This is a genomic window from Vandammella animalimorsus, from assembly GCF_002285265.1.
Classification (GTDB): Bacteria; Pseudomonadota; Gammaproteobacteria; order Burkholderiales; family Burkholderiaceae_C; genus Lampropedia.
This window is the reverse complement of sequence record NZ_NSJB01000012.1, coordinates 16,571-40,532: the sequence shown is the minus strand read 5'-3', so window position 1 is coordinate 40,532 and position 23,962 is coordinate 16,571. Positions and strand designations below refer to the sequence as shown.

Annotated in this window: 22 protein-coding genes and 3 tRNA genes; 15 read left to right on the top strand and 10 right to left on the bottom strand. The window is 67.9% G+C overall.

The window, feature by feature from the left end:
• Window positions 1–390: a pyrimidine dimer DNA glycosylase/endonuclease V gene (locus CK625_RS11845; protein WP_095540532.1), complete on the bottom strand. Its 390-nt coding sequence runs from the start codon at window positions 388–390 to the stop codon at window positions 1–3.
• Window positions 391–441: 51 nt separating this feature from the next.
• Window positions 442–924 (bottom strand): Fur family transcriptional regulator, encoded by a 483-nt coding sequence (locus CK625_RS11840; protein ID WP_095540531.1) that lies wholly within the window; start codon window positions 922–924, stop codon window positions 442–444.
• 212 nt (window positions 925–1,136) lie between these two features.
• Here CK625_RS11840 and rpsP point away from each other — a divergent pair, with 212 nt between their 5' ends.
• The 7 genes from rpsP (at window position 1,137) to CK625_RS11805 (ending at window position 5,607) form a co-directional block, all read left to right on the top strand.
• Window positions 1,137–1,394, top strand: a complete 258-nt coding sequence (gene rpsP, locus CK625_RS11835; RefSeq protein ID WP_095540567.1) for a 30S ribosomal protein S16 — start codon at window positions 1,137–1,139, stop codon at window positions 1,392–1,394.
• Window positions 1,395–1,633: 239 nt separating this feature from the next.
• Window positions 1,634–2,338 carry a ribosome maturation factor RimM gene (gene rimM, locus CK625_RS11830; RefSeq protein WP_429001315.1) on the top strand — a complete coding sequence of 235 codons (705 nt, stop codon included), beginning with the start codon at window positions 1,634–1,636 and terminating at the stop codon, window positions 2,336–2,338.
• Window positions 2,339–2,432: 94 nt separating this feature from the next.
• Window positions 2,433–3,671 (top strand): O-succinylhomoserine sulfhydrylase, encoded by a 1,239-nt coding sequence (locus tag CK625_RS11825; protein ID WP_095540530.1) that lies wholly within the window; start codon window positions 2,433–2,435, stop codon window positions 3,669–3,671.
• A gap of 63 nt (window positions 3,672–3,734) precedes the next feature.
• Entirely contained in the window at window positions 3,735–5,156 is a 1,422-nt protein-coding gene (gene gltX / locus CK625_RS11820) for a glutamate--tRNA ligase (RefSeq protein WP_095540529.1), read from the top strand.
• Between the two features lie 132 nt (window positions 5,157–5,288).
• Window positions 5,289–5,364 (top strand) — tRNA-Ala (locus CK625_RS11815).
• Window positions 5,365–5,402: 38 nt separating this feature from the next.
• Window positions 5,403–5,478: transfer RNA gene (locus CK625_RS11810), tRNA-Glu, on the top strand.
• A 52-nt stretch (window positions 5,479–5,530) separates the two neighbouring features.
• Window positions 5,531–5,607: transfer RNA gene (locus CK625_RS11805), tRNA-Asp, on the top strand.
• A 248-nt stretch (window positions 5,608–5,855) separates the two neighbouring features.
• Here the strand turns inward: CK625_RS11805 and CK625_RS14230 are convergent.
• The 6 genes from CK625_RS14230 to ugpB all read right to left on the bottom strand — a co-directional run bounded on the left by CK625_RS14230 (window position 5,856) and on the right by ugpB (window position 12,386).
• Window positions 5,856–5,978 (bottom strand): hypothetical protein, encoded by a 123-nt coding sequence (locus CK625_RS14230; protein WP_275250574.1) that lies wholly within the window; start codon window positions 5,976–5,978, stop codon window positions 5,856–5,858.
• Window positions 5,979–6,000: 22 nt separating this feature from the next.
• Window positions 6,001–8,529 carry a TonB-dependent siderophore receptor gene (locus CK625_RS11800; RefSeq protein WP_095540528.1) on the bottom strand — a complete coding sequence of 843 codons (2,529 nt, stop codon included), beginning with the start codon at window positions 8,527–8,529 and terminating at the stop codon, window positions 6,001–6,003.
• 411 nt (window positions 8,530–8,940) lie between these two features.
• Window positions 8,941–9,195, bottom strand: a complete 255-nt coding sequence (locus CK625_RS11795; protein WP_095540527.1) for a type II toxin-antitoxin system Phd/YefM family antitoxin — start codon at window positions 9,193–9,195, stop codon at window positions 8,941–8,943.
• Between the two features lie 113 nt (window positions 9,196–9,308).
• A complete protein-coding gene (locus tag CK625_RS11790; RefSeq protein WP_095540526.1) occupies window positions 9,309–10,385 on the bottom strand; it encodes a FecR domain-containing protein in 1,077 nt (358 codons plus the stop codon).
• A gap of 11 nt (window positions 10,386–10,396) precedes the next feature.
• Entirely contained in the window at window positions 10,397–10,909 is a 513-nt protein-coding gene (locus CK625_RS11785; RefSeq protein ID WP_172424808.1) for a sigma-70 family RNA polymerase sigma factor, read from the bottom strand.
• A gap of 172 nt (window positions 10,910–11,081) precedes the next feature.
• Window positions 11,082–12,386, bottom strand: coding sequence for a sn-glycerol-3-phosphate ABC transporter substrate-binding protein UgpB (gene ugpB / locus CK625_RS11780; protein WP_095540524.1), 1,305 nt, complete (start codon window positions 12,384–12,386; stop codon window positions 11,082–11,084).
• 287 nt (window positions 12,387–12,673) lie between these two features.
• Between ugpB and serA the strand changes: the two genes are divergently transcribed.
• Window positions 12,674–13,903 (top strand): phosphoglycerate dehydrogenase, encoded by a 1,230-nt coding sequence (serA, locus tag CK625_RS11775; RefSeq protein WP_095540523.1) that lies wholly within the window; start codon window positions 12,674–12,676, stop codon window positions 13,901–13,903.
• A gap of 171 nt (window positions 13,904–14,074) precedes the next feature.
• Here the strand turns inward: serA and tyrS are convergent, their stop codons facing one another.
• Entirely contained in the window at window positions 14,075–15,319 is a 1,245-nt protein-coding gene (gene tyrS, locus CK625_RS11770) for a tyrosine--tRNA ligase (protein ID WP_095540522.1), read from the bottom strand.
• Between the two features lie 403 nt (window positions 15,320–15,722).
• Here tyrS and CK625_RS11765 point away from each other — a divergent pair, with 403 nt between their 5' ends.
• Both CK625_RS11765 and CK625_RS11760 read left to right on the top strand, forming a co-directional pair.
• A complete protein-coding gene (locus CK625_RS11765; RefSeq protein ID WP_238945644.1) occupies window positions 15,723–17,156 on the top strand; it encodes a M23 family metallopeptidase in 1,434 nt (477 codons plus the stop codon).
• Window positions 17,157–17,295: 139 nt separating this feature from the next.
• Complete coding sequence (locus tag CK625_RS11760) at window positions 17,296–18,108, top strand: zf-TFIIB domain-containing protein (protein WP_238945643.1); 813 nt, start codon at window positions 17,296–17,298, stop codon at window positions 18,106–18,108.
• A gap of 178 nt (window positions 18,109–18,286) precedes the next feature.
• On the opposite strand, the gene CK625_RS11755 is transcribed toward CK625_RS11760, so the two are convergent.
• Window positions 18,287–18,784, bottom strand: a complete 498-nt coding sequence (locus CK625_RS11755) for a Signal transduction histidine kinase (protein WP_095540520.1) — start codon at window positions 18,782–18,784, stop codon at window positions 18,287–18,289.
• 186 nt (window positions 18,785–18,970) lie between these two features.
• Here CK625_RS11755 and CK625_RS11750 point away from each other — a divergent pair, with 186 nt between their 5' ends.
• The 5 genes from CK625_RS11750 (at window position 18,971) to CK625_RS11730 (ending at window position 23,921) form a co-directional block, all read left to right on the top strand.
• The gene (locus CK625_RS11750) at window positions 18,971–20,449 is read left to right on the top strand and encodes a malonyl-CoA decarboxylase (protein WP_095540519.1); all 1,479 of its coding nucleotides are present in this window, start codon (window positions 18,971–18,973) and stop codon (window positions 20,447–20,449) included.
• Window positions 20,450–20,647: 198 nt separating this feature from the next.
• A complete protein-coding gene (gene cobA, locus CK625_RS11745; protein WP_095540518.1) occupies window positions 20,648–21,535 on the top strand; it encodes a uroporphyrinogen-III C-methyltransferase in 888 nt (295 codons plus the stop codon).
• Window positions 21,536–21,555: 20 nt separating this feature from the next.
• Window positions 21,556–22,920 carry an NAD(P)/FAD-dependent oxidoreductase gene (locus tag CK625_RS11740; protein WP_238945642.1) on the top strand — a complete coding sequence of 455 codons (1,365 nt, stop codon included), beginning with the start codon at window positions 21,556–21,558 and terminating at the stop codon, window positions 22,918–22,920.
• Window positions 22,921–23,051: 131 nt separating this feature from the next.
• Window positions 23,052–23,264 (top strand): 30S ribosomal protein S21, encoded by a 213-nt coding sequence (rpsU, locus tag CK625_RS11735; protein ID WP_095540517.1) that lies wholly within the window; start codon window positions 23,052–23,054, stop codon window positions 23,262–23,264.
• A gap of 210 nt (window positions 23,265–23,474) precedes the next feature.
• Window positions 23,475–23,921, top strand: coding sequence for a GatB/YqeY domain-containing protein (locus CK625_RS11730; protein WP_095540516.1), 447 nt, complete (start codon window positions 23,475–23,477; stop codon window positions 23,919–23,921).
• The last annotated feature ends 41 nt before the right edge of the window (window positions 23,922–23,962 follow it).

Here is a 23,962-nt window from a genome sequence, read left to right as displayed (position 1 = left end):
TCAGGCTTTTGGGGCGCCGCCGGTAAAGCGCGCGCGGGCCGGCATGCGCTCGGCAATGCGCGCGCGGTTCAGCGCCAGGGCCTGGGCGGTGGGCGTGTAGTCCTGCCACAGCGCCGGGTCTGCAGGCAGTGCGGCCGGCCAGATGTGCTGCACTTTGAAGCCGCGCGCCAGGCACTCGGCGTGCAGCGCCTCGTAGCGGCGCTGCAGGAACGCCAGCTTGTCGAAGAAAAAGCGCACGTGGCCCGTGCCCAGGCAATAGTCCTGGGGCTGGCCCTGCAGGCGGTATTTGCCCTTGGCGACGGCGTTGGGGATGCGCGTGAGCTCGCGGTGCTCGGCCAGCAGGTGCTGGTCGCACAGCTCGGCGGGGGCGACGAGGTTGATGCGGGTCATGCCCTCATGCCAGTTGGGCCATACAGATGCCGGGGCATGGGCGCCGGGGCATTACTCGGCCGCGTCGCCGTTGCCGCTGCAGGCCGGGCACAGGCCGTAGAGCGTGATGTCGTGGCTTTGCAGCACAAAGCCCTCGGGCAGCAGGCGCGCGAAGGTGTCGTTGCAGCCGTGCACGTCGAACACCTTTTCACAGCCCTGGCAGCGGAAGTGGTGGTGGTGGTGCTCGGCCTGGTGGGCCAGCTCGTAGTACAGGCGATCGCCCGGCAGCGGCACGGGGCTGAGCTCGCCGGCCTCGACCATGGCCTTGAGGTTGCGGTACACCGTGGCAATGCCCAGGCCCGGCACGAGCTGCTGCGCGGCGCTGAGCACCTCGGGCGGGGAGAGCGGGCGCGCCTCGCGCTGCAGCACGGCGCGGATGGCCGCGCGCTGGCGCGTGGCGCGCTCGCCATGCGGCGGCCGGGCATGCGCCGGGCCGGCCTGGTCGTGCTCGGGGCTGGGGGCGCAGCGGGCGGTGGTGCGGGCGGTCGGCTTCATGGGGGCGATTGTGCCATTGCCCTGTCGCGCGCCGCGGGCGCCAGCGCCGGTTGCGCTGCGCCGCCTGGCTGTTGCTATAATCGCGCGCTTTGCAGCGTCGTCGCTGGCCGGGTGGTCATGTCGCGTGTCTCTCAACGCTGCGGATTTTTTTGCATGTGCCGCGCGGGTTTTGCTTGCGCGCCAGCCATGCAGGCCCAAAGGAAATTCTCGCAATGGTCGTAATCAGACTCTCCCGCGGCGGCTCCAAGGCCCGTCCGTTTTACAACATCGTCGTGGCCGACAAGCGCGTGCGCCGCGATGGCCGCTTCATCGAGCGCATTGGCTACTACAACCCCAACGCCCGTGGCGCCGAGCAAGGCCTGCAGCTCAGCCATGACCGCCTGAGCTACTGGCAAGGCGTGGGCGCCCAGGCATCGGAGACCGTGCAGCGCCTGATCAAGCAATCGGCCAAGCAGCAAGTGGCTGCTTGATGCACAGAGCAAGAGGCCCCAGGCGGGCCTTTTGCGCGAGGTCTTTCGGGCGGCGCGGGTTTCCTGGCCGCTGCCCGTTGGCAATCGACAGGCCCTGGCCACGCAAGTGGTGCAGCGCCTGTTTTTTTATGGCCTGGCGCATGCGCCACGCGCCACGCGCCAGGCGCGTCGCCCGCAAGGCCTGCCAGCCCCCCAGGCCGTCCAAGCTGCCCAGGCCGCCCGAACCTGCCCATTCGCTTATGCCGCACCGCAAGCCCACCCATCCCCGTGCCAGCGCCCGCGCCGCAGCCGGGCCCACGCCATCGCCCGAGGCGGCCGCGCCTGCGGGGCCGCAGTTGCGCCAGGCCTTGGCGCAACTGATGGCCAAGGCGCCGCCCGCGCCCCTGATCGACCTGGCGCGCATCACCGGGGCCTGGGGCGTGCGCGGCTGGATCAAGCTCGCGCCGTTCAGCGCCGATGCCGATGCTCTGCACGAGGCGCGCGACTGGTTCATCGCGCCGCCCGATGCGCGGCGCCGCCAGGGCCCGCGCCATTTCGATGCGCCGCTGCAGGTGCATGTGCTGCAGCTCAAGCCGCAAGGCGATGCGCTGGTGGCGCAGCTGCAGGGCGTTGACGACCGCGATGTGGCGCAGGCCCTGCGCGGCGCCACCATTGCCTTGCCGCGCAGCGCCTTCCCGGCGCTGCCCGAGGGCGAGTTCTACTGGGTGGATCTGCTCGGCCTGCAGGTGCGCAACCGGCAGGCCGTGGTGCTGGGCACGGTGGCTGAGATGCTCTCCAACGGCCCGCAGTCGGTGCTGGTGGTGCGCGAGCAGCCCCCGGCCGATGCTCCCGATGCGCCTGCGCCGCGCCTGCGCGAACACCTGATCCCCTTCGTCGATGCCTATGTGGACAGCGTTTCGCTGACCGATGGGCAGATCGTCGTGGACTGGCAGCCCGATTACTGATGGCAGCTTGCCCCATGCACGCGGCAGGCGCGGCGCGCGCTGCCGACACCGGCAAGCCTGCCCAGGCGCAGCGGCGCCGTGGGCCCGCAACTCAATGGAATTTCCCGTGACCGACCCAGAAACCTCTTCGCCCTTGCCGGAGGGCCTGCACCGCCAGAGCCTAGCCGTGCGCCAGGCCCTGGCGCCCAGCCAGTACGGCGAGCATTCCGAAGCCCTGTTCCTCACCAGCAGCTACGTGCAGCCCGATGCCGCAACATCGGCGCAGCGCTTTGCCGGTGAGCAGCCGGGCTTTACCTACACCCGCACCGCCAACCCCACCGTCACCAGCTTCGAGCAGCGCCTGGCCGCACTTGAGGGCACCGAGTGCGCGCTGGGCACGGCCACCGGCATGGCGGCGATCGCCACGCTGGCCTATGGCCTGCTGCAAAGCGGCGACCACATCGTCGCCTCGCGCTCCATGTTTGGCTCCACCATCAGGCTGCTGGGCAGTGAGCTGCAGCGCTTTGGCGTGGAAACGAGCTTCGTCTCGCAGACCGACGTGAACGAATGGCGCCAGGCCATCCGCCCCGGGCGCACCAGGCTGCTGTTTGCGGAGACGCCCACCAATCCGCTGACCGAGGTCTGCGACATCCAGGCTCTGGCCGATCTGGCGCACAACAGCGGCGCCTGGCTGGCGGTGGACAACTCCTTTTTGACGCCTGCGCTGCAACAGGCCGCGCCGCTGGGGGCCGATTTCGTGCTGCACTCGGGCACCAAATTCCTCGAAGGGCAGGGCCGGGTGATGGCTGGCGCCGTCTGCGGCAGCCATGCGCTGGTGGAGCAAAAGCTCGGCCCCTACCTGCGCACGGCCGGCTTCAGCCTCTCGCCCTTCAATGCCTGGGTCGTGCTCAAAAGCATGGAAACCCTGTTCGTGCGCATGCAGGCCCAAAGCCGCCATGCGCTGGCGTTGGCCCAGTGGCTGGAGCAGCACCCCAAGGTCGGGCGGGTCTACTACCCGGGCCTGGCCAGCCACCCGCAGCACGCGCTGGCCATGCGCCAGCAAGGCGGCGCAGGCGGCGCGGTGCTGGCCTTTGAAGTGCCTGGCCAATCGCCCGAGCAACTGCGCGCCAATGCCTTTGCCCTCATCGACCAATGCCAGCTGCTCAGCCGCACCACCAACCTCGGCGACGTCAAGACCACCATCTCGCACCCGGCCACCACCTCGCACGGCCGGCTGAGTGAGGCGCAGCGCCAGGCCGCCGGCATTGGCCAGGGGCTGCTGCGCATCTCAGTCGGGCTGGAGCACCCGGACGACCTGCAGCGCGATCTGCAGCGTGGCCTGCAGGCCTTGTGAGCCCTATTTGAGCCCCCATTCGAGCCCCCATCCGCCACACACCCAGCACCACCCGCACGCACCATGAGCACCCAAGCCACTGGCGGCAAAGTCCGCACCCGCTTCGCCCCCTCGCCCACCGGCTTCATCCACCTGGGCAACATCCGCTCCGCGCTGTATCCCTGGGCCTTTGCCAAGGCCAACGGCGGCGACTTCATCCTGCGCATCGAAGACACCGACCAGGAGCGCTCCACCCAGGCCGCCGTCGATGTGATTCTGGAGAGCATGGCCTGGCTGGGCATGACGCCCGACGAAGGCCCGTTCTATCAAATGCAGCGCATGGAGCGCTACAAAGAAGTGCTGGCGCAGATGCAGGCCCAAGGTTTGGTCTACCCCTGCTACATGAGCGTGGCCGAGCTCGATGCCCTGCGCGAGCGCCAGATGGCCGCCAAGCAAAAGCCCCGCTACGACGGCACCTGGCGGCCCGAGCCGGGCAAACAACTGCCGCCCGTGCCCGAAGGCGTGCAGCCCGTGCTGCGCTTCAAGAACCCGCAAGGCGGCGTGGTCGCCTGGGACGACAAGGTCAAGGGCCGCATCGAAATCCGCAATGACGAGCTGGACGATCTCGTCATCGCCCGCCCCGATGGCACGCCCACCTACAACTTCTGCGTGGTGGTGGACGACATCGACATGGGCATCACCCACGTCATCCGCGGCGACGACCACGTCAACAACACCCCGCGCCAGATCAACATCTTCCGCGCATTGGGCAAAGAGCCGCCCGTCTATGCCCACCTGCCCACCGTGCTCAACGAACAGGGCGAGAAGATGAGCAAGCGCCACGGCGCCAAGGCCGTGACGCAATACCGCGACGAAGGCTATCTGGCCGATGCCATGGTCAACTACCTGGCGCGTCTGGGCTGGAGCCATGGTGATGACGAAATCTTCTCGCGCGAGCAATTCCTGCAGTGGTTCGATCTGGATCACCTGGGCAGCAGCGCCGCGCGCTTTGACGAAGCCAAGCTGCGCTGGGTCAATGCCCAGCACATGAAAATGGCCAGCGACACCGCCCTGGCCGAACTGCTGGCGCCGCGCCTGGCCGCGCGCGGCATCCAGGCCGCCGCCTTGGCCGATGGCCGCCTGCCGGCCATCGTCGCGCTCTTCAAGGACCGCTGCGAAACCCTCGAAGACCTGGCCCGCTGGGCCCAGCCCTTCTACAGCGAGCAGCCCAGCATCAACCAGGCCGACTACGAGCAGCACGTCACCGCAGCCATCGGCCCGGCGCTCGACGCCCTGGCCCTGGCCCTGGCCGCACTGCCGCAGTGGCAGGCCGCGCACATCAGCGCCGCCTTCAAGCAAGTGCTCAAGGAACAGGGCCTGAAAATGCCCCAGCTGGCCATGCCCGCGCGCGTGCTGACCATGGGCGTGGCGCAGACGCCATCCATCGACGCTGTGTTCGAATTGATGGGACAGAAAAAAATTCTCGAACTTTTGCAAAAGCGCTGAAAATTGCTATACAATGCGAGGCTTCGCTGATGACGAAATCTTGAAAGCCAAGCCCAAGACAAACGGCTGGCAAGACGAAAGCAAAAGCGAAGACCAGCAAAAGCCCTGGGGCAGTCCAAGGCAGCAAAATTTGGGGGTATAGCTCAGCTGGGAGAGCGCTTGCATGGCATGCAAGAGGTCAGCGGTTCGATCCCGCTTACCTCCACCAAAACACCAGGCCCGCAGGGCCTGAAGTCCAAAGGCTACGACCCTATCGTCTAGAGGCCTAGGACACCACCCTTTCACGGTGGGTACCGGGGTTCGAATCCCCGTAGGGTCGCCAAGTCCAGAGCACTTGGCCGGTTGCATCAAAGCCGGCGAACGCTCCGCTACCAGGAGCGGTAGTTCAGTTGGTTAGAATACCGGCCTGTCACGCCGGGGGTCGCGGGTTCGAGCCCCGTCCGCTCCGCCAAGACCAAACCCCTTGCAGCGCAAGCTGCAAGGGGTTTTTCATTGGCGGAGCCTGCGCCATGCCCGGCTTTTTTGTCTGGGCGTGGGGCGGTTTGCCGCAAGCTGCGGCGGCAAACAAGCCGTGGCGGCTGCCACACCACCACTCTGGCCAAGCCAGCACCCTTGCACAGGCGCTGGCAGCGGCACAAGGTTTTCCTCGGTGCGAGCGTGCGGTGCAAGCGCAGCCGGGCCGCCAGGCCCGGCGGGCGCTCACCAGCGCCAGGTCACGCTGGCCGTCGCGGTGCGCGGCTCGCTGTAGAGGCAGCCGTAGGTGCAATGGGCGACGTAGGTCTTGGCGGCCAGGCAGTTGCAGCTGCCGGGCTGCGTTGTCACAACAGAAGCCAGAAGCGGCACGTCAGAAGCGGTACTTCAGGCTGGCCGTCACCGTGCGCGGCAGGCCGGGGTAGTAGCCCCAGCCGTAGCTCGATGCATAGCGCTTGTTGCTCAGGTTGCTGACGTTCAGCGCCGCCTGCCAGGGGCCGCGCTCGTAGCGCAGCGCGGCGTCCAGCAGGGTGTGGGCGGGCATGGCGATCTGGTTGTCGCTGTAGGCGTAGCGGCTGCCGGTGTGGCGCACCCCCAGGCCGGCGCTCAGGCCGGGTGCGGCGGCAAGGCGGTAGTCCAGCCAGGCGGAGGCCAGCATGCGCGGCACGTTGTCCACCCGGTTGCCCTGGTCGCCGTCCTCGCTGCGGGCAATCTTCACGTCCTGCACGGTGAGCTGGGCGGTGAGCTTGAGCTGGCGGGTGAGCGCGCCCTTGGCTTCCAGCTCCAGCCCGCGCGAGCGCACTTCGCCGGTCTGGCGCCGGTGGCCGTAGTGCTCGGGATCATTGGTGGGCACGTTGGTCTTGCGCAGGTCGAACACGGCGGCGGTGAGCAGCAGCTCGCGCCCGCTGGGCTGCCATTTCAGGCCCAGTTCCCACTGCTGGCCGCGCGTGGGCTTGAACAGCGCGCCGTGGGCATCGGCGCCGCTTTCGGGCAGGAAGGAGGTGGCGTAGCTCAGGTACGGCGCCCAGCCGCTGGGCCAGACATGGCCCAGCGCCACGCGGCCGGAGAAGGCACCATCCTTCTCGCGCGTTTGCGAGCCGTCCAGCCGGTTGTCCAGGCGCGTGTGCACGCGGTCATAGCGCCCGCCCAGCGTCAGCCGCCAGGGGCCGTGCTGCATCTGGTCTTGCAGGTACAGGCCAATCTGGCGCTGGCGCGTTTGCTCATCGGTATTGACCGTGGTGGGCGGCGGCACGGGGCGGCGGTATTGCGCCTCTGGCGGCAGGAAGATGTTCAGGCTTTCTGCCGGATCGTCGCGGTTGACGCTGGCAAAGCGCGATGCATGCGCATCCAGCCCCAGCGCCAGCGTGTGGCGCACGCGGCCGCTGTGCCACTGGCCTTGCAGCTGCGTGTCCAGCGCGGTGTGGCGCATGCGGTTGTCGTTTTCATAGGCGGTTTGCGCCAGCTCGCCCGTTTGCGGGTCGGCCGGGCCTTCGCCATACAGCCAGCCGCCATGAAAACGGTGGCTGCCGCTCACGAAGCGCTGCTGGATCGACCAGCCAGCGTGCAGGCGGTGGCTGAACTGGTAGCCCCATTCGCCTTGCCGGGTATTGCCGAAGCTGAAGCTCGGGTTGCTGTTGCTCCAGCCGCTGGACGACTGGCGGTCGGCGCCCAGAAACTGCGTTTCCTGATCCGCCCCCTGCTTGCGGAACCAGCGGCCATGCAGCGTCAGCGTGGTGTCGGCATTGGGCGTCCAGCTCAATGAAGGGGCCAGCACATGGCTACGGTAAGTCTGGCGACCATGGCCGGGAATGGCGAAGAAATGCCGGTTGTGGTTGGCCGCGGCCACCACGCGCCAGTGCAGGCTGCGCTGCGCATCCAGCGCGCCGCCCACGTCCACGCCCAGCGCCTTGCGGTGGCTGCCCAGCTCGGCCTGCACCTGCCGCTCAGCTTCTGGCCCGGCCTGCTTGGTGATGACGTTGATGACGCCGCCCGCATCGCCCAGGCCATACAGCGCCGAGCTGGGGCCGCGCAGCGCCTCGAAGCGCTCTACCTCGAACGGGTTCGTCAGCCGCGAGACATAGCCCGACGAAGGCGCGCGCAGGCCGTTGACGTAGGTGGAAGCGTTGGCATTGAAACCGCGCAGGCTGATCCAGTTGTAATGCGCGCCATTGCCATACGACTCTACCTGCACGCCGGCCGTATAACGGCCGATTTCCATCAAGTTGCTGGCGCCGCGGTCTTCGATTTCCTCGGCGCCCACCACGCTGATGGACTGCGGCGTCTCCAACAGCGGCGTATCGGTCTTGGTGGCCGTGGCGCTGCGGCGCGCGGCGTAGCCCGGCACGGGGCCGGTGGCGGTTTCGGGCGCGGCTTGCACGGTGACGGCGGGCAGGGTTTGCACGCTGGCATCCGCGGCGCGCGCGGGGGCCGGGGCGCGGCGCAGCGTGAAGCTGCCGTCGGCCTGCTGCACGGCTTGCAGGCCGCTGCCGGCCAGCAGCGCGGCCAGGCCGCTTTGCGGGCTGTGCTGGCCTTGCAGGGCGGGGGCTTGGCGGCCCTGGGTCAGCGCCGGGTCGAAGGACAGCAGCAGCCCGGCCTGCCCGGCAAAGGCCGCCAGCGAGGCGCCCAGCGGCCCGGCGGGCAGGTGGTAGTGGCGCGTGGCCGGGGCAGTGGCCTGGGTGGCGGTGGCGGCGGTTTGGGCCTGGGCGCTGCGGGCGGGCAGCAGCGCGCCGCCAGCGGCCAGGCTGGCGGTGGCGAATGCGGCCAATGCCAGCGCGCTGGGGCGCAGGCCATGCGGCCGCGCCCGTGTCTGTATGGCGGCTGGCGTGAGGCGGCGGGGGCGGCCGGTGGCAAGGGTGACGGGGATGGCGGTGGGGACGGCGATGGAAATGGCGCGGCGGGCCATGAGGGCGCTCCTTTCGTGGCGGCAGGGGGAGGGTCAATCGGGCTGTGGCCTGGCGCGCCCTGCCGCCCCCGCACCTGCATGCACATGGGGCACATGCAGGGCCGGGGCGGCCACACGCCTGGCTATCCCCTATGCCGCACGAGCGCGAAAAAGGGATACGGGCGGGGTGAAATTTTTTTTTTGAAGGCAGGCCCGCAGGGCTGGCAGGCAGGCGCGGGCCGAAATCAAACGGCGGTTTGCCGGGCGCTGCGCCTATGGCGCTGGCGCCCACGGGTTGAGCGGGTGGGCTTGCGTAGTACGCCTGATATCGCACTTGGCAGGCTTGCCCTGGGGGCGTGAACAGGCTTCGGTGGGACTTGCCGCTCTGCGCTGTGCGCAGCCCGGAAAGGAAGCAGGTGTACTGCAAGAACGTCATGAAAGATCAGCGGGCTCTGCGCCCAGGTGCAGGCGCGGAGGCTCGAAGGCGATGCCCTCCACTCCGGGCATGGCCAGCGCATCGGCAATGCTGCGCTGTTGCCGGGTCAGGCGCTGGTAGTCCTCGAAGCTGAGCAGCACGTGCGCGGTCCGGCCACGGTCGGTGATGAGCACAGGACCGCGCTGGGTGGCCTGCTTGGCGCGCGCGATGTTTTGGCGCAGCGCTTGGCTGGACAAGGTAGTGATGGTCATGGGCAATCTGCTGAGGATTGATGGTGTCGTGGGTTGCCGGGAAAGTAACGGCTTTTGCGGCAGGGCGGCAAGCCAGGCGCGGGGCGAGATTCGTGAAGTGGATGGGGTGGCGCTCAGCCAATCTCCACCACCGCGCCTTCGCCCTGGCCCCGCTGGCGGATGCGCAGGCGCAAGGTGGCGGCGAGCATGCGCAGGGCGCGGTCGGGGTCGTTCAAAGGGAAGGTGCCGGAGATGCGCAGCGCCTGGGCGGCGGGCAGCACGCGGATGGCGCGGCCACTGTGGCGGGCCAGGGCGGCGGCCCAGTCGGGCAGGGGCATGGCGTCGGCGATGAGCAGGCCCCGGCGCCAGGCGGTGTCGGCCTCGCGGGCGGCGCTGGCGGGGGCGATGGCATCGCGCGTGAAGCGGGCCTGCTGGCCGGCGCGCAGGGTTTGGTGCGCGGCGCTCGGGGCCTTGGCCGGTTCGATGCGCACCGCGCCTTCGTAAACGGCGAGCAGGGTGCTGCCGCCATCATTGCCGCCATCACTGCCGTTGTTGCGGCCATCGCGGCCATCGAGTCGCCGCACGGCAAAGCGCGTGCCCAGGGCCTGCATGCGCCCGTGCGCGGTGCTGACGATGAAGGGGCGCGGCGGCTGGGCGCTGTCGGCGGCGGTGTGCACGTACAGCTCGCCTTGGCGCAGGTGCAGCAGGCGCTGGCGGCGGCTGTAGCGCACGTCGAGCTGGCTGCCGGCGTGCAGGCTGAGCTGGCTGCCGTCGTCCAGTTGCAAGTCCAGGTTCTGGCCGGGCAGGGCGGCGTAGTCGGCGTCCATCCAGTGGCGCCACTGCTGCCAGGGCTGGCGCTGCCACAGCAGCCAGGCGCCGGGGGCGATCAGCAGCGCCAGGGCCGTGCCCTTGGCCACATTGGCAATGCGGGCCAGGCTGGCGCGGCGGCTGGCTTGCGCGCTGGCGTGCAGGGCGGGGCCGGCCAGCGGGGCGGGCAGGGCGTTGAGTTGGTCCAGCAGGCGCTCGGCGCGCTGCCAGGCGCGCTGGTGCTGCGGGCTTTGCTGGCGCCAGGCGGCCAGGCGGGCTTGTTCGGCGGGGGGCAGGGGGCCGTCTTGCAGCTGGGCCAGCCAGGCGGCGGCTTCGGCCAGGATGCGCTCGTCGATGGGCTCGGCGATGGGGGCGCTGGCAGGGTGGTTGAGCGGCTCGGCCATGGGGCGCGGCCTCAGTCCTCGGGCATGAGGTGCAGGCAGGCCAGCCAGGCGCGCTGCATGTACTTTTTGACGGTGGGCACGGACAGGCCCAGGGCGGCGGCGATGTCGCGCTGCTTCATGCCGTCGAACTGCGCCATCAGAAAGGCCTGGCGCACGCGCGCGGGCAGGGTGTGCAGGGCCTCGTCGAGCTGGTGCAGGGTTTGCAGCGTGATGGCGCGCCGCTCGGGCGAGGGGGCGTGCGCTTCGGGCAGGGCGGCCAGGGTTTGCAGCCAGGCGGCTTCCAGCGCGCGGCGGCGCAGGTGGCTGGCGGCCAAGCCGTGGGCAATGGCGCCCAGATAGGCGCGCGGCTCGCGCAGCGCGTGCAGCGCATGCGGGCGGCCCAGCAGGCGCACGAAGGTGTCGTGCGCCAGGTCGGCGGCGGCGTCGCCATCGCCCAGGCGGCGGCGCAGCCAGCCGTGCAGCCAGCCGTGATGGCGCAGGTACAGGGCTTGGACTTGCTGCTGGTAGGCGGGCGCGAGGGACATTGGCAGGGCCTGGTCGGGACGGTATCGAGAGTGGTTCTTATTCTATTCAGCCCCTGGCATGGCCTGGCGCAGCCAGCGGTTGGGGGTAGAAAAAAAAGCCAGCGCAGGCGCTGGCTTTGGAGGGCTGCGCCGCTTGCACGGCGCTCATCAGCGATCAAGGTGGTTGGCGCGATCAGCGGTTGGCGCGCTCGAAGCGTTCGAGTTGCTCGTTGCCGCGCTGCACGATGGCTTCCAGGGCCTCTTTGGGGGTTTTCTTGCCGGCCCAGATCTGCTCGGTTTCCTCATCGGCAATGGTGCGGATCTGCACGAAATTACCCAGGCGGATGCCGCGCGACTTGTCCGTGGTCTTGCGGATCATCTGCGTCACGGCCACGTCGGTGCCGGGGTTTTGCTCGTAGAAGCCGGCCTTTTCCGTCAGCTCGAAGGCGGCGGTGGTCACGGGCAGGTAGCCGGTGCGCTGGTGGCTGGCCGCCTGCACTTCGGGGCTGGAGAGGAAGCGGAAGAAGTCGGCCACGCCCTTGTATTCCTTTTCGCTCTTGCCGCCCATGATCCACAGGCTGGCGCCGCCGATGGCGGTGTTCTGCGGTGCGCCCTCGACGTCGGGGTAGTAGGGCAGGGTGGAGATGCCGTAGGCAAATTTCGCCTCTTTGCGCGTGCGTGCGTACAGGCCCGAGGAGCCGGTGATCATGGCGCATTCGCCCGATGGGAAGGTGGCATCGGCGGTGTTGCCGCGGCCCTTGTAGACGAAGCTGCCGTCCTTGGCGGCCTTGGCCAGGTTTTCGAAGTGGCGCAGGTGCAGCGGCGAGTTCACCTGCAGGCGGGCGCCGTTGCCGTCAAAGCCGTTGTTGGCGCTGGCAAACAAGGTGTTGTGCCACAGCGAGAAGCTCTCCAGCTGCGTCCAGCTGATCCAGCTGGTGGTCAGCGCGCACTTGTGGCCGCTGTCCTTGAGCTTGCTGGCCGCCTCGAACACCTCGGGCCAGGTCTTGGGGGCTTTTTCCGGGTCCAGGCCGGCGGCCTTGAAGGCGTCCTTGTTGTAGTAGAAGACGGTGGTGGAGCTGTTGAAGGGAAAGCTCAGCATCTGGCCGTTGGGCGCGGTGTAGTAGCCGCTGACGGCGGAAATGTAGGCGCCCTGGTCGAACTTCAGGCCGGCGTCCTCCATCACCTTGGTCACGGGCATGGTGGCGCCCTTGGCGGCCATCATGGTGGCGGTGCCGACCTCGAAGACCTGCAGGATGTGCGGCGCATTGCCGGCGCGGAAGGCGGCGATGGCGGCCGTCATGGATTCGTCGTACTTGCCCTTGTAGGTGGGCACGATGCGGTACTCGCTCTGGCTTTCGTTGTACTGCTTGGCCAGGTCGTTGACCCAGTCGCCCAGCGCGGCAGACATCGAATGCCACCATTGGATTTCGGTCTGGGCCTGGGCGCTGCCAACGGCCAGGGCGGCAGCGGCGGCGAGGGCGAAGTGACGCAGTTTCATTGGGACTCCTTGCGTATTGGGGGAAACGGGTGAAAACCGAAGGGCCTGCCGCAAGATCTGCGGCGGGCGCCTTCTGAAAACGGGGGCGATGGTAAGGCAGTTTTGTGACAAAAAAGTGTCAAGGTTTACCCCAGGTTGGAGCTCTGGCGCGAGGGCGGCAATGGGCTTGACAGTGGGGCTGGCTGCTCAGTGGTATCTAGGGTTAGTGCTAATATCCGCGCTTTTCGCGCAGGCGGGCAGGGTGCCCTGTTCAGGCTTGCGCTGGATGCGTTTGGGGTAGGCAAATCATGGGCAAGACATCGCTGGACAAGGGCAAGATCAAGTTTTTGTTGCTGGAGGGCATTCACCCCTCGGCCGTGGATGTGCTCAGGCAGGCCGGTTACGACAATGTGGAGACGCTCTCCAGCGCGCTGCAGGGCGATGAGCTCAAGGAGAAGCTCGCCGACGTGCACTTTCTGGGCATTCGCTCGCGCACGCAGCTGACGGCCGATGCGCTGGCTGCGGCCAACAAGCTGGTGGCCGTGGGGGCGTTTTGCATTGGCACGAACCAGATCGACTTGCAGGCGGCGCGGCAAAAAGGGGTGGCGGTGTTCAACGCACCCTATTCGAATACGCGCTCGGTGGCCGAGCTGGTGCTGGGCGAGCTGATCCTGCTGCTGCGCGGCGTGCCGCAGAAGAACGCAGCGGCGCACCGTGGCGGCTGGCTCAAGTCGGCCACCCATTCGTATGAGACGCGCGGCAAGACGCTGGGCATCGTCGGCTATGGCTCCATCGGCTCGCAGCTGTCGGTGCTGGCCGAGTCGCTGGGCATGCACGTGATCTTCTACGACGCCATCACCAAGCTGCCGCTGGGCAATGCGCAGCAGGTGGGCAGCCTCAAGGAGCTGCTCGAGCGCAGCGACGTGGTGACGCTGCACGTGCCCGAGCTGCCCTCGACCAAGTGGATGATCGGTGCCAAGGAGCTGGCGGCGATGAAGGATGGCGCCATCCTCATCAACGCCTCGCGCGGCACGGTGGTGGAGATCGAGCCGCTGGCCGAGGCCTTGAGGAGCAAGAAGCTGCTGGGCGCGGCCATCGACGTGTTCCCGGTTGAGCCCAAGTCCAATCAGGACGAGTTCGTCTCCCCGCTGCGCGGCATGGACAACGTCATCATCACGCCGCACATCGGCGGCTCGACCATGGAGGCGCAGGCCAACATCGGCCTGGAAGTGGCGGAAAAGCTGGTGCGCTACTCGGACAACGGCACCACCACCACCTCGGTGAACTTCCCCGAGGCGGCGCTGCCCGCGCACGCCGGGCGCGACCGCATCCTGCACATCCACAAGAATGTGCCGGGCGTGATGTCGGCCATCAACCAGATCTTCTCCGACGCCCAGCTGAACGTGGCGGCGCAGTACCTGCAGACCGACGAGGCCATCGGCTACGTGGTGATCGACACCGAGCCGGGCGGCGCCAGCAAGGTGCTGGAGCCGCTGCGCCGCGTGCCGGGCACGATCCGCGCGCGGGTGCTGTTCTGAGCCGATCACCGCGCTGGCCCAGGCGCCGGCGCCGGCCTCACGGCGCAAGCTCCGCACCCGCCAGGGCCGCAGGGGCGCCATGAACAAAGCCGCTGATTCCAGCGGCTTTTTCTTGGGGCGAGCAGAACCGGTTCGCGCCGAGGGCGTGAGCCGGCAAGCCGGCGCTTGGGTTCAGCTCAGGTGCACGCGCGCGAACTTGCGCTTGCCCACCTGCACCACGTAGCTGCCGGCCGTGAGCTTGAGGCCGCGATCGCCAACGGTGCTGCCATCGACGCGCACGCCGTGGCCGTCGATCAGGCGGTTGGCCTCGCCGGTGGAGGCCGTCAGCCCGGCGGATTTGAGGATTTGCCCGATGCCCAGCGGCGCGCCGCTGAGCCGCACCTCGGGGATGTCCTCGGGCACGCCGCCCTTGCTGCGGTTAATGAAGTCCTGCTCGGCGGCCTCGGCGGCGGCGGCGCTGTGAAAGCGCGCGGTGATCTCCTTGGCCAGCAATACCTTGGCGTCCTTGGGGTTGCGCCCTTGGGCGACCTCCTTGCGCAGGGCTTCGATCTCGGCCAGTGAGCGAAAAGACAGCAGCGTGTACCAGTCCCACATCAGCTCGTCGGAGATCGACAGCACCTTGGCAAACATGGTGTTGGCGTCTTCGGTGATGCCGATGTAGTTGTTCTTGGACTTGGACATCTTGTCCACGCCATCGAGGCCCACCAGCAGCGGCATGGTCAGCACGCACTGCGGCTCCTGGCCATATTCCTGCTGCAGGTGGCGGCCCATGAGCAGGTTGAATTTCTGGTCGGTGCCGCCCAGCTCCAGATCGGCCTTGAGCGCCACGGAGTCATAGCCCTGCATCAGCGGGTAGAGGAACTCGTGGATGCTGATCGACTGGCCGCCATGGAAGCGCTTGTGGAAGTCGTCGCGCTCCATCATGCGCGCCACGGTGTATTTGGAGGCCAGCGCGATCATGTCCGCCGCGCCCAGGCCGTTGCTCCATTCGCTGTTGTAGCGGATCTCGGTCTTTTGCGGATCCAGCACCAAGCTGGCCTGGGTGTAGTAGGTCTGGGCGTTGGCCTTGATCTGCTCCTCGGTCAGCGGCGGGCGGGTGCTGTTGCGCCCGGAAGGATCGCCAATGCGGCCGGTGAAATCGCCGATCAGAAAGATCACCTGGTGCCCCAGGTTTTGTAACTGGCGCATCTTGTTGAGCACCACGGTGTGGCCCAGGTGGATGTCCGGGGCCGTGGGGTCCAGGCCCAGCTTGATGCGCAGCGGCTGGCCGCTGGCCTCGGCGCGTTGCAGCTTGGCGATCCAATCGGCCTGCGGCAGCAATTCCTCTGCGCCGCGCAGGCTGATGGCCAGGGCTTCCTGCACGGCGGCGCTGGGCGGTTGCGAGGGGTGGGGGCTGGGGGAGGCAATAGTTGACATGAGAATAAAAGTAAATCCGCTTGGTAAAACGGGCAATCCCGCTATACTGCCCTGTGTTTTTGCGGGCTTATTGTATGGAAGCTCAGGCAGCAAATGAACTTTCCCAGGTATTGCTGATCTGCTTGCTCCGTGCCATTGGCCGCATTTTTTTGAATCTTCTTCCAAGCCTGCTTTGTGCCGCCGCATGGCCGTGCATCGGCTGAGGTGGTGAGAGCCGCCCGGCCTCGTGCGTGAGCGTGTTTGCCGGCGCGTTCTTTTGCATGTGCCTGGGGCCCCGGCCCGGGGCGCGCGCAGTTGCTGTGCGTTGCCTTGCCGCTGGGGCCGCTTTCGCTGCCGCGTCGGTCGTGCCGCCTCGGTCGCATGCAAAAGGATGGCGGGCTTGTTTTTGTGTCAGGACAGTCCCTTGAACTCCGAGCAGTCAGCCTTCCCGCCCCCTGTTTCTCAAGACGCTGCACCGACTTTCCCCGAAGCGCTGCCGCAGCCGCCGGCCCCCCAGGCACAGGCCGGGGCAGCGCCATTGACTGCGCGCAGCCCGGTGGCCAAGCGCCTGATGGGCGCAGTCAGCGCCTTGCTGCTGCTGGGCGGCGGCGGCGCCTTTGCCGTGGCCAACCTGCAGGGCGAGCAGGAGCTGATTTTTCCGCGTCTGGCGCAGTATGAAGTGCCCTCGCTGCTCGATGGGCACAGCAGCGCCAGCCTGCTGGGCCAGGGGCACTTGCTGCTCTACCGCAGCGACCGCCTGCGCGCCAACGATACGGCCGAGGGCTTGCTGCAGCGCCTGGGCGTGAGCGATCCGGCGGCGGCTGCCTTTTTGCGCCGCAATGCCCTGGCGCACAAGAATCTGTGGGGCCGCCACGGGCGCTTTGTCACCGCCGAGGTCAATGCCAACCATGAGCTCGAACGCCTGACGGCGCGCTGGGTCAACGACGACAGCGGTTTCTTCCAGCGCCTGGTGGTGCAGCGCGGCACCGATGGCGAAACCTTCTCGGCCGAGCTGGACCGTGGCGAGCTGACCAAGAGCACCCGCCTGGCCAGTGGCGTGATCCGCAGCTCGCTGTTTGCGGCCACCGACGAGGCCAACCTGCCCGATCCGGTGGCGGTGCAGATCGCTGAGATGTTCTCCGCCGAGGTGAACTTCCACAAGGACTTGCGCAAGGGCGACACCTTCACGGTGGTCTACGAAACCCTGGAGGCCGATGGCGAGCCGCTGCGCAGCGGCCGCGTGCTCAGCGCCGAGTTCGTCAACAAGGGCAAGGCCCACCAGGCGCTGTGGTTCCAGGAGAGCGAGCACGACAAGGGCGCGTACTACGCGCTCGACGGCTCCAACCTGCGCCGCGCCTTTCTGTCCTCCCCGCTGGAGTTCTCGCGCGTCTCCAGCAGCTTCGGCAGCCGCTTTCACCCGATCAAGAAGACCTGGCGCAACCACAACGGCATCGACTACGCGGCGCGCACCGGCACGCCCATTCGCACCATTGGCGATGGCGTGGTGCAGGAATCGACCTGGAGCAACAGCTACGGCAATGTGGTCTACATCGACCACGGCGAAGGCAAGGTCACGGTCTATGCGCACATGGACCGCCGCGACGTGAAGAAGGGCGACAAGGTCACGCAGGGCCAGTTCATCGGCACCGTGGGCTCGACCGGCATGTCCACCGGGCCGCATCTGCACTTTGAGTTCCGCATCAACGGCGAATTCAAAGACCCGCAGATCATCGCCAAGGACAGCGCCGCCGCAGCGCCGATTGCCAAGGAAATCAAGCAGCGCTTCGATGCCCTGGCCGAGGCCGCGCGCATGCACTTCGAGCTGGCCCCGCTGATGACGCAGGCCAGCGCCGAGTGACCGGCCCGGGCGCGTGCGGCGCTCGCGCCTTCTCCTTCAGCCTGAGATAGCAGCCTCTTTGCCTGCCGTGCACTGATATGGCTGCGCGGCGCGCCCCTGAGCCCATGCAGCGTGCGCGGCCCGCAGAGGAACATCGCCCGTGACCCAAGCCGCAGCAGACCTTGCCAATGCGCAGTGGCAGCCCGCCGCGCCGGCCTGCCCCTCATGCCGCGGGCCCATGCAGGCGCTGCGCGTGCAGTCCCACCGTGGCGAGGCGGTGGAGCTGGATCTGTGCTTTGCCTGCCATGGCATCTGGTTTGACTGGCGCGAAAACCTGCAGCTCTCGGCCCAGGGCGTGCTGGCGCTGTTCAAGACTCTGCATGAGCACCGCGGTGAGCCGCACCGCCCGCTGGGCCAGCGCATGCAGTGCCCGGCCTGCAGCGCGGCATTGCAGCGCGGCACGGACCGCACCATCAGCGGCCCCTACGTCACCTATCGCTGCCCGGCGCGGCATGGGCGCTTCGGCACTTTTTCTTCCTTCATGGTCGAGAAAGGCTTTGTGCGCCACCTCAGCGCGGCGCAGCTGCATGCGCTGGCCGAGACGGTGCGCACCATCCACTGCAGCAGTTGCGGCGCCACTGTCGATCTGCGTCGCGACCATGCCTGCCCCTACTGCCGCTCGGCCTTTGCACTGCTGGATCCGCAGGCCGTGGAGCGCGCCTTGCAGCAGTACCAGGGCAGGGCCGGCGCCGACAGCGCCGCCCCTGATGCCGCCAATGCCAACGACGAGAAACTGCGCCAAGCCATGGCCCGGGCCGAATGGCTGATAGCGCAGGAGCGCATGCGGGCCCAGAACGCGCAGCGCGAGCGCGAGGCGCGCGGCGGCCCCTGGGGCAAGGATCGCTTTGCCGACGAGCTGTGGTCCATGGGCCTGGATGCGCTGTGGCGCTTGCTGGCGCGCTGGCTGCGTTGAGAGGGCTTGTTCACGCCCTCAGCTTGGCGGGGCAAAAGCAGCCGATTGGGGCAGTCTGCGATGCTGAAAGACCGTACTGGGGCACTGGCCCTGTGTACGCCATGGGCGGCTTGCATCCCATCATCATCCCAAGCCCCTTTGAGCCCACTGCGCCCCGAGACTGGTGGGCAGAAGGCTTTCAGCTATCGCGCTGCTCGGGGCTGGGATTCAGCGGCAGCTGCGGCGCGGGGTTGTGGCGCAGCTGGTTCTCGATCTGGCCGATGTAGGCTGCGGTGCTGTTGTCGGAGTCGTCCACGCGGCTGTAGATGTGGTCTTCCAGCTCTTCCATCTGGCGCAGCAATTCTTCCTGGCCCTGCTTGTGCTGCTCGGCCAGGAAGCTGCGCAGCTCGGTAAAGCGCGAGGCCTCGGCCTTGTCGGCCAGCTCGCGCTGCTGCTTGAGCTCCTTGGTGTAGCGGTGGTAATCCATGATGACCGTGCTGTGCAGCCACAGCACATAGGCGATGAACAAGGCGCCCAGCAGGCACATCAGCACCAGCAAGATGATGCCGATGGGCGCATGCACCACGGCAAAGCCCAGCGAGACATCGGTGGGCACGATCAGCGCATCCCAGTTGAAGTAGTACAGCAGGCCGATGCCCAGGGCCAGAAGAATGATGAGTCCCAGTCGTGCGTTCATGCGTGCAATCCTTGTGTCGTGTGGTGGGCCAAAGTGTCCCGCCGGTGTCGGGCCGCCGCGGTTTCCCGCTGGCTGCGGACCGGGCATGTAGTGCGGCGAGATTATCATGTATCGCCTCTTGCCCGCGCCGTGGCGGCGCAGGCGTTCGAGCCCTTTGAACAGGTTCTTAGCCCGAGGAAGCACCGCATGCCCCCGACGACTCTTTCAGCCGACCCCCAGGCCGATGCCCGCGGCCTGGGCCTGATGCGCCTGTGGCGCCGCTTCATGGGCGCGCGCGAGCACGGCGATGAAGCGGCCAGCGCCAGCGAGGCGCTGGACAAGCGCCAATGGCAAAAGATCGACGCCTTGCTGCACGAGGCGGCCACGCAGACCGACAGCGACAGCCGCGTGCGCGCCCGCGCGCGGCAATTGCTGGACGCCTATCTGCAGGCCAACGCCGCCGACAGGCTGCTTTTCATGCAGCGCCTGGCCAAGGGCTTTCATGTGGACCGCGCCGCGCTCGATCAGGCCATTGCCGCCTACCAGGCTGCGCCCGAAGGGCCCGAGAGCTTGCGCGCCCAGGCCGAGCTGGCCCAGGCGCTCGAATCGCCGCGGCTGCGCGTGCTGCGCCAGTTCAACCTGCTGCCCAATGGCATCCACGCCTTGGTGCAAATGCGCGCCGAGCTGCTGCGCTCGGCCCACCAGGACGAGCTGCAACCGCTGGAGCAGGATTTGTTGCGCCTGTTCACCCTGTGGTTCGATGCCGGCTTTCTGGAGCTGCAGCGCATCGGCTGGGGCTCGCCAGCCTCGTTGCTGGAGAAGGTCATCCGCTACGAGGCGGTGCACGAGATCAAATCCTGGAACGACCTGCGCAACCGGCTCGACTCCGACCGCCGCTGCTATGCCTTCTTCCATGGCCGCATGCCCGATGAGCCCTTGATCTTCGTTGAGGTGGCCCTGGTCAAGAGCCTGGCCGACAACGTGCAGGCCCTGCTCGACGAGGCCCAGCCCACGCAGGATCCGGCCCAGGCCACGACGGCGATCTTCTACTCCATCTCCAACGCCCAGAGCGGCCTGCGCGGCGTGAGCATGGGCGAGTTCCTCATCAAGCGCGTGGTCGAGCAGCTCACGCACGAATTTCCCAAGCTGCAGAAGTTCGCCACCTTGTCGCCCGTGCCGGGCTTTGCCAAATGGCTGCAGGGCCGGCTGGAGGATGCCCAATACCGCCAGCGCATCCCGCTGCAGGTCAAGCTCCTCATCGAGGAAGAAGGGCAGGGGGCGCAGGCGCCGCTGGAGCGGCTGCGCCAGCTGCTGCGCGCGCCGCAGGAGGCGGCGCAGCCCGGCCAGCAGCCCGCTGGCGAGGCGCTGGGCAAGGACGACATGGCCGCGCTGCGCCAATGGCTGATGGCCGAATGCGCGCACTACCTGCTGCTGGAAAAGCGCCGCCAGGAGCCCCTGGACCCCGTGGCGCGCTTTCACTTCGGCAACGGCGCCAGCCTGCAGCAGATCAACTGGATGGGTGACAGCTCGGACAACGGCATGCGCCAGTCGCTGGGCCTGATGGTCAATTACCTCTACCGTCTCGACGCCATCGACGAGCAATACCAGGCCTATGCGCGCGAAGGCAAGCTGGCCTACTCGCCCGAGGTCAAGAAACTGCTGGCCAGCAAGCAGCCGCAGCGCTGAGGGCCTGCTCAAAACATCGGCGCTGCGCGCGCACCAAGGCCAGGTTTGTTGGCCTGCGCTGATGGCGTGCGCCCGGATTCGCGCACAATACACGCCCTTTGGATTTCACACCCTTCGGATTTGCAAGAGGGCCCGGCGGCGGGGCGCAGTGCGCGCATGGCCTGCCGCAGCGCCCTCGCTTGCCTTGCCCTGTGCCGTATGCCCACACGCATTCTTGATTCCACCTGGCCCGCCGCCAGCGCGGCCGCCACGCCAGCGCCGCGGCGGCCGGATGGCCCCAATGGCCCGCATGGCCCGCACGGCCCGCGCAGCCCTGGGGCATGCTGGCTGGTGGGCGCCGGGCCGGGCGATCCGGAGCTGCTCACGCTCAAGGCCGTGCGCGCCATCGGCCAGGCCACGGTGCTGCTGGTCGATGACCTGGTGGGCGAGCAGGTGCTGGCCTTTGCCGCGCCCACGGCGCGCATCGTCCACGTGGGCAAGCGCGGCGGCGGCCGCAGCACGCCGCAGGCCGAGATCGAGCGCCTGATGATCGAGCAGGCCCTGGCCGGCGAGACGGTGGTGCGCCTCAAGGGGGGGGATCCGGCGATCTTCGGCCGCTGCGGCGAGGAGCTGCAGCGTCTGCATGAGGCGGGCGTGGCCGCGCAGGTGGTCAACGGCGTGTCCTCCGGCGTGGCGGCGGCCACGGCACTGGCCGCGCCGCTGACGCACCGCGACTTTGCCCACGGCGTGCTGCTGGTGACGGGCCAGCTCGCGCCCGACCAGCCGGCCATGGACTGGGCGGCGCTGGCGGCCACGGCCCATGCCTGCCGCCTGACCCTGGTGATCTACATGGGGGTGCGTGGCGCGCAGACGATCCAGGCCGGCCTGCTGCAAGGCCTGCCGGCGCACACGCCGGTGGCGGTGGTGCAATCGGCCTCGCTGCCCGAGGAAAAGCGCCTGCTGACCGAGCTGGGCGCGATGGTGGAGCACATGCGGGCGCAGCACATTGCCAGCCCGGCCATCATCATCGTGGGCGACGTGCTCAAGGCGCGCCAGTGGCTGGCGCAGGCGCCGCAGGCCGCGGCGCTGGCGGCCATGCCCTGCTGATGGCCATGGCCCAGCCACCCGTGCCATCCGTTCCGCCCGTGCCGTTGCAAGCCGACGCCGCAGCCCCGCAGGCTCAGTTCGACGCCATCGTGCTGGGCGCGGGCGCGGCCGGCCTGTTCTGCGCGGCGCAGGCCGGCCAGCGCGGGTTGAAGGTGCTGCTGATTGACCATGCGCGCCGCCTGGCCGAGAAGATCCGCATCTCCGGCGGCGGGCGCTGCAACTTCACCAACCGCGACCTGGACGTGCGCGCGCCACAGCGGCACTTCATCAGCGAGAACCCGCACTTCTGCCGCTCGGCGCTGTCGCGCTTCACGCCCCAGGATTTCATGGCGCTGCTGCAGCAGCACGGCATTGGCTTTCATGAAAAGCACAAGGGCCAGCTGTTTTGCGACCAGGGCGCGCAGCAGATCATCGACATGCTGCGCCGACTGTGCGAACAGGCCGGCGTGCAGCTCTGGCAGGGATGTGAAGTGCAAGGCGTGGAGCAACTGCCGCAGGCGCTGGTACAGCCTGCCGATCAGCCCACTGCTGCGCCGCGCTATGCCGTGCACACCGCGCGCGGCCAGGTGCAGGCCGCGCAGCTGGTGGTGGCCACGGGCGGGTTGTCCATCCCCAAGATCGGTGCCAGCGACCTGGGCCACCGCATTGCCCGCCAATTCGGGCTGCCGCTGGTGCCTTGCCGTCCAGGATTGGTGCCGCTGACTTTTGCCGCTGCCGATTGGGCTGCCTATGCCGCACTGGCGGGCTTGGCCGTGCCCGTGGCCATCGGGACGGCAAGCGCGGCAAACTCGGCAGGTACGGCGCCCGGCGGCAAAGGGCGCGCGGCGGCTGCGCCGGTGTTCCATGAGGACTTGCTGTTCACGCACCGGGGCCTTTCCGGCCCGGCCATTCTGCAGATATCGAGCTACTGGCAGCCCGGGCAGGCGTTGCAGATCAACTGGCTGCCCGGGCTGGATGTGCCGCAGGCCTTGCAGGAGGCCAAGCGCAGCAGCCGGCGCCTGCTGAGCAATGTGCTGGCGCAGTGGATGCCGGCGCGGCTGGCTGATGCCTTGCTGGCCCCGCAACCGCAATGGCAGCGCCCCATCGATCAGGTGGGCGACAAGGCTCTGCAAGCGTTGGCGGTGCAGCTGACGCAGTGGCGCATCATCCCCAGCGGCACCGAGGGCTATGCCAAGGCCGAGGTCACCATCGGCGGCGTGGACACGCGTGCGCTGTCCTCCAAGACCATGCAGAGCACGGCGCACCCAGGCCTGTTCTTTATTGGCGAAGTGATGGATGTGACCGGCTGGCTGGGCGGCTACAACTTCCAGTGGGCCTGGGCCAGCGCCTATGCCTGCGCACAGGCGCTGGAGAAAACCTGCCTGGCGCAAGAGCAAGCGCTATAATTTGCAGCTTTGCTGGCAATTGCCCCGTTGGCCATACTAGTTACTGAACAAACGGGGCGAAACCGCCGGGTGCCGGCCGCAAGGCCTGATCTCCCTTGCACAGCGCATCTGGCAACATTTGATTGATCTGAATGACTACCATCCGCGTCAAAGAAAACGAGCCGTACGAAATCGCCTTGCGCCGCTTCAAGCGCACGATCGAAAAGCTGGGCCTGCTCAACGAGCTGCGCGCCCGTGAGTTCTACGAAAAGCCCACGACCGAGCGCAAGCGCAAGAAAGCCGCTGCCGTCAAGCGCCACTACAAGCGCGTGCGCAGCATGCAGCTGCCCAAGAAGCTGTACTGATTGCCGCGGCCACGGCGCAGCCTTGCTGCACATGCCGTGGCCTGCATCAAAAAAACCGCGCCCGGGACGCCTGGCGCGGTTTTTTTGTGCCTGCTGCTTGTGTGCCTTTGGCCTGCGGCCCGGGGCGTGCCAGGGCCTGCCCATATGCGCGTGCAGCCATCGAGCTGCGTGCACAATGGCGCACTTTGCCAACCAAAGAAGGACACCGGCATGAGCCTCAAAGAACGCATCACCGAAGACATGAAGGCCGCCATGCGCGCCAAGGAAAGCCAGCGCCTGGGCACGATCCGCATGCTGCAGGCGGCCATCAAGCAGCGCGAGGTGGACGAGCGCATCGAGCTGGACGATGCGGCCATCGTGGCCATCGTGGACAGGCTCATCAAGCAGCGCAAGGATTCCATCGCCGCCTTCGAGCAGGCCGGGCGGCAGGATCTGGTCGCGCAGGAGCAGGCCGAACTGCAGGTGCTGCAGGTCTATCTGCCGGCGCGCCTGTCGGCCCAGGAGGTGGCCGCGGCCGTGGCGCGCATCGTGGCCGCCGTGGGCGCCAACGGCCCGGCGGACATGGGCAAGGTCATGGCCCAGGCCAAGCAGGAGCTGGCGGGCAAGGCCGACATGGGCGCGGTCTCGGCGGCGGTCAAGGCCGCGCTGGCGGGCTGAGCCGCGAGCGCCCGTCGCTTTGATGCGCGCCTTTGGGGGCA

Coding starts and splice junctions, on each gene's coding strand:
- CK625_RS11845 (WP_095540532.1), bottom strand. CDS start 390: ATGACCCGCATCAACCTCGTCGCCCCCGCCGAGCTGTGCGACCAGCAC.
- CK625_RS11840 (WP_095540531.1), bottom strand. CDS start 924: ATGAAGCCGACCGCCCGCACCACCGCCCGCTGCGCCCCCAGCCCCGAG.
- rpsP (WP_095540567.1), top strand. CDS start 1,137: ATGGTCGTAATCAGACTCTCCCGCGGCGGCTCCAAGGCCCGTCCGTTT.
- rimM (WP_429001315.1), top strand. CDS start 1,634: ATGCCGCACCGCAAGCCCACCCATCCCCGTGCCAGCGCCCGCGCCGCA.
- CK625_RS11825 (WP_095540530.1), top strand. CDS start 2,433: ATGGAATTTCCCGTGACCGACCCAGAAACCTCTTCGCCCTTGCCGGAG.
- gltX (WP_095540529.1), top strand. CDS start 3,735: ATGAGCACCCAAGCCACTGGCGGCAAAGTCCGCACCCGCTTCGCCCCC.
- CK625_RS11800 (WP_095540528.1), bottom strand. CDS start 8,529: ATGGCCCGCCGCGCCATTTCCATCGCCGTCCCCACCGCCATCCCCGTC.
- CK625_RS11795 (WP_095540527.1), bottom strand. CDS start 9,195: ATGACCATCACTACCTTGTCCAGCCAAGCGCTGCGCCAAAACATCGCG.
- CK625_RS11790 (WP_095540526.1), bottom strand. CDS start 10,385: ATGGCCGAGCCGCTCAACCACCCTGCCAGCGCCCCCATCGCCGAGCCC.
- CK625_RS11785 (WP_172424808.1), bottom strand. CDS start 10,909: ATGTCCCTCGCGCCCGCCTACCAGCAGCAAGTCCAAGCCCTGTACCTG.
- ugpB (WP_095540524.1), bottom strand. CDS start 12,386: ATGAAACTGCGTCACTTCGCCCTCGCCGCCGCTGCCGCCCTGGCCGTT.
- serA (WP_095540523.1), top strand. CDS start 12,674: ATGGGCAAGACATCGCTGGACAAGGGCAAGATCAAGTTTTTGTTGCTG.
- tyrS (WP_095540522.1), bottom strand. CDS start 15,319: ATGTCAACTATTGCCTCCCCCAGCCCCCACCCCTCGCAACCGCCCAGC.
- CK625_RS11755 (WP_095540520.1), bottom strand. CDS start 18,784: ATGAACGCACGACTGGGACTCATCATTCTTCTGGCCCTGGGCATCGGC.
- CK625_RS11750 (WP_095540519.1), top strand. CDS start 18,971: ATGCCCCCGACGACTCTTTCAGCCGACCCCCAGGCCGATGCCCGCGGC.
- cobA (WP_095540518.1), top strand. CDS start 20,648: ATGCCCACACGCATTCTTGATTCCACCTGGCCCGCCGCCAGCGCGGCC.
- rpsU (WP_095540517.1), top strand. CDS start 23,052: ATGACTACCATCCGCGTCAAAGAAAACGAGCCGTACGAAATCGCCTTG.
- CK625_RS11730 (WP_095540516.1), top strand. CDS start 23,475: ATGAGCCTCAAAGAACGCATCACCGAAGACATGAAGGCCGCCATGCGC.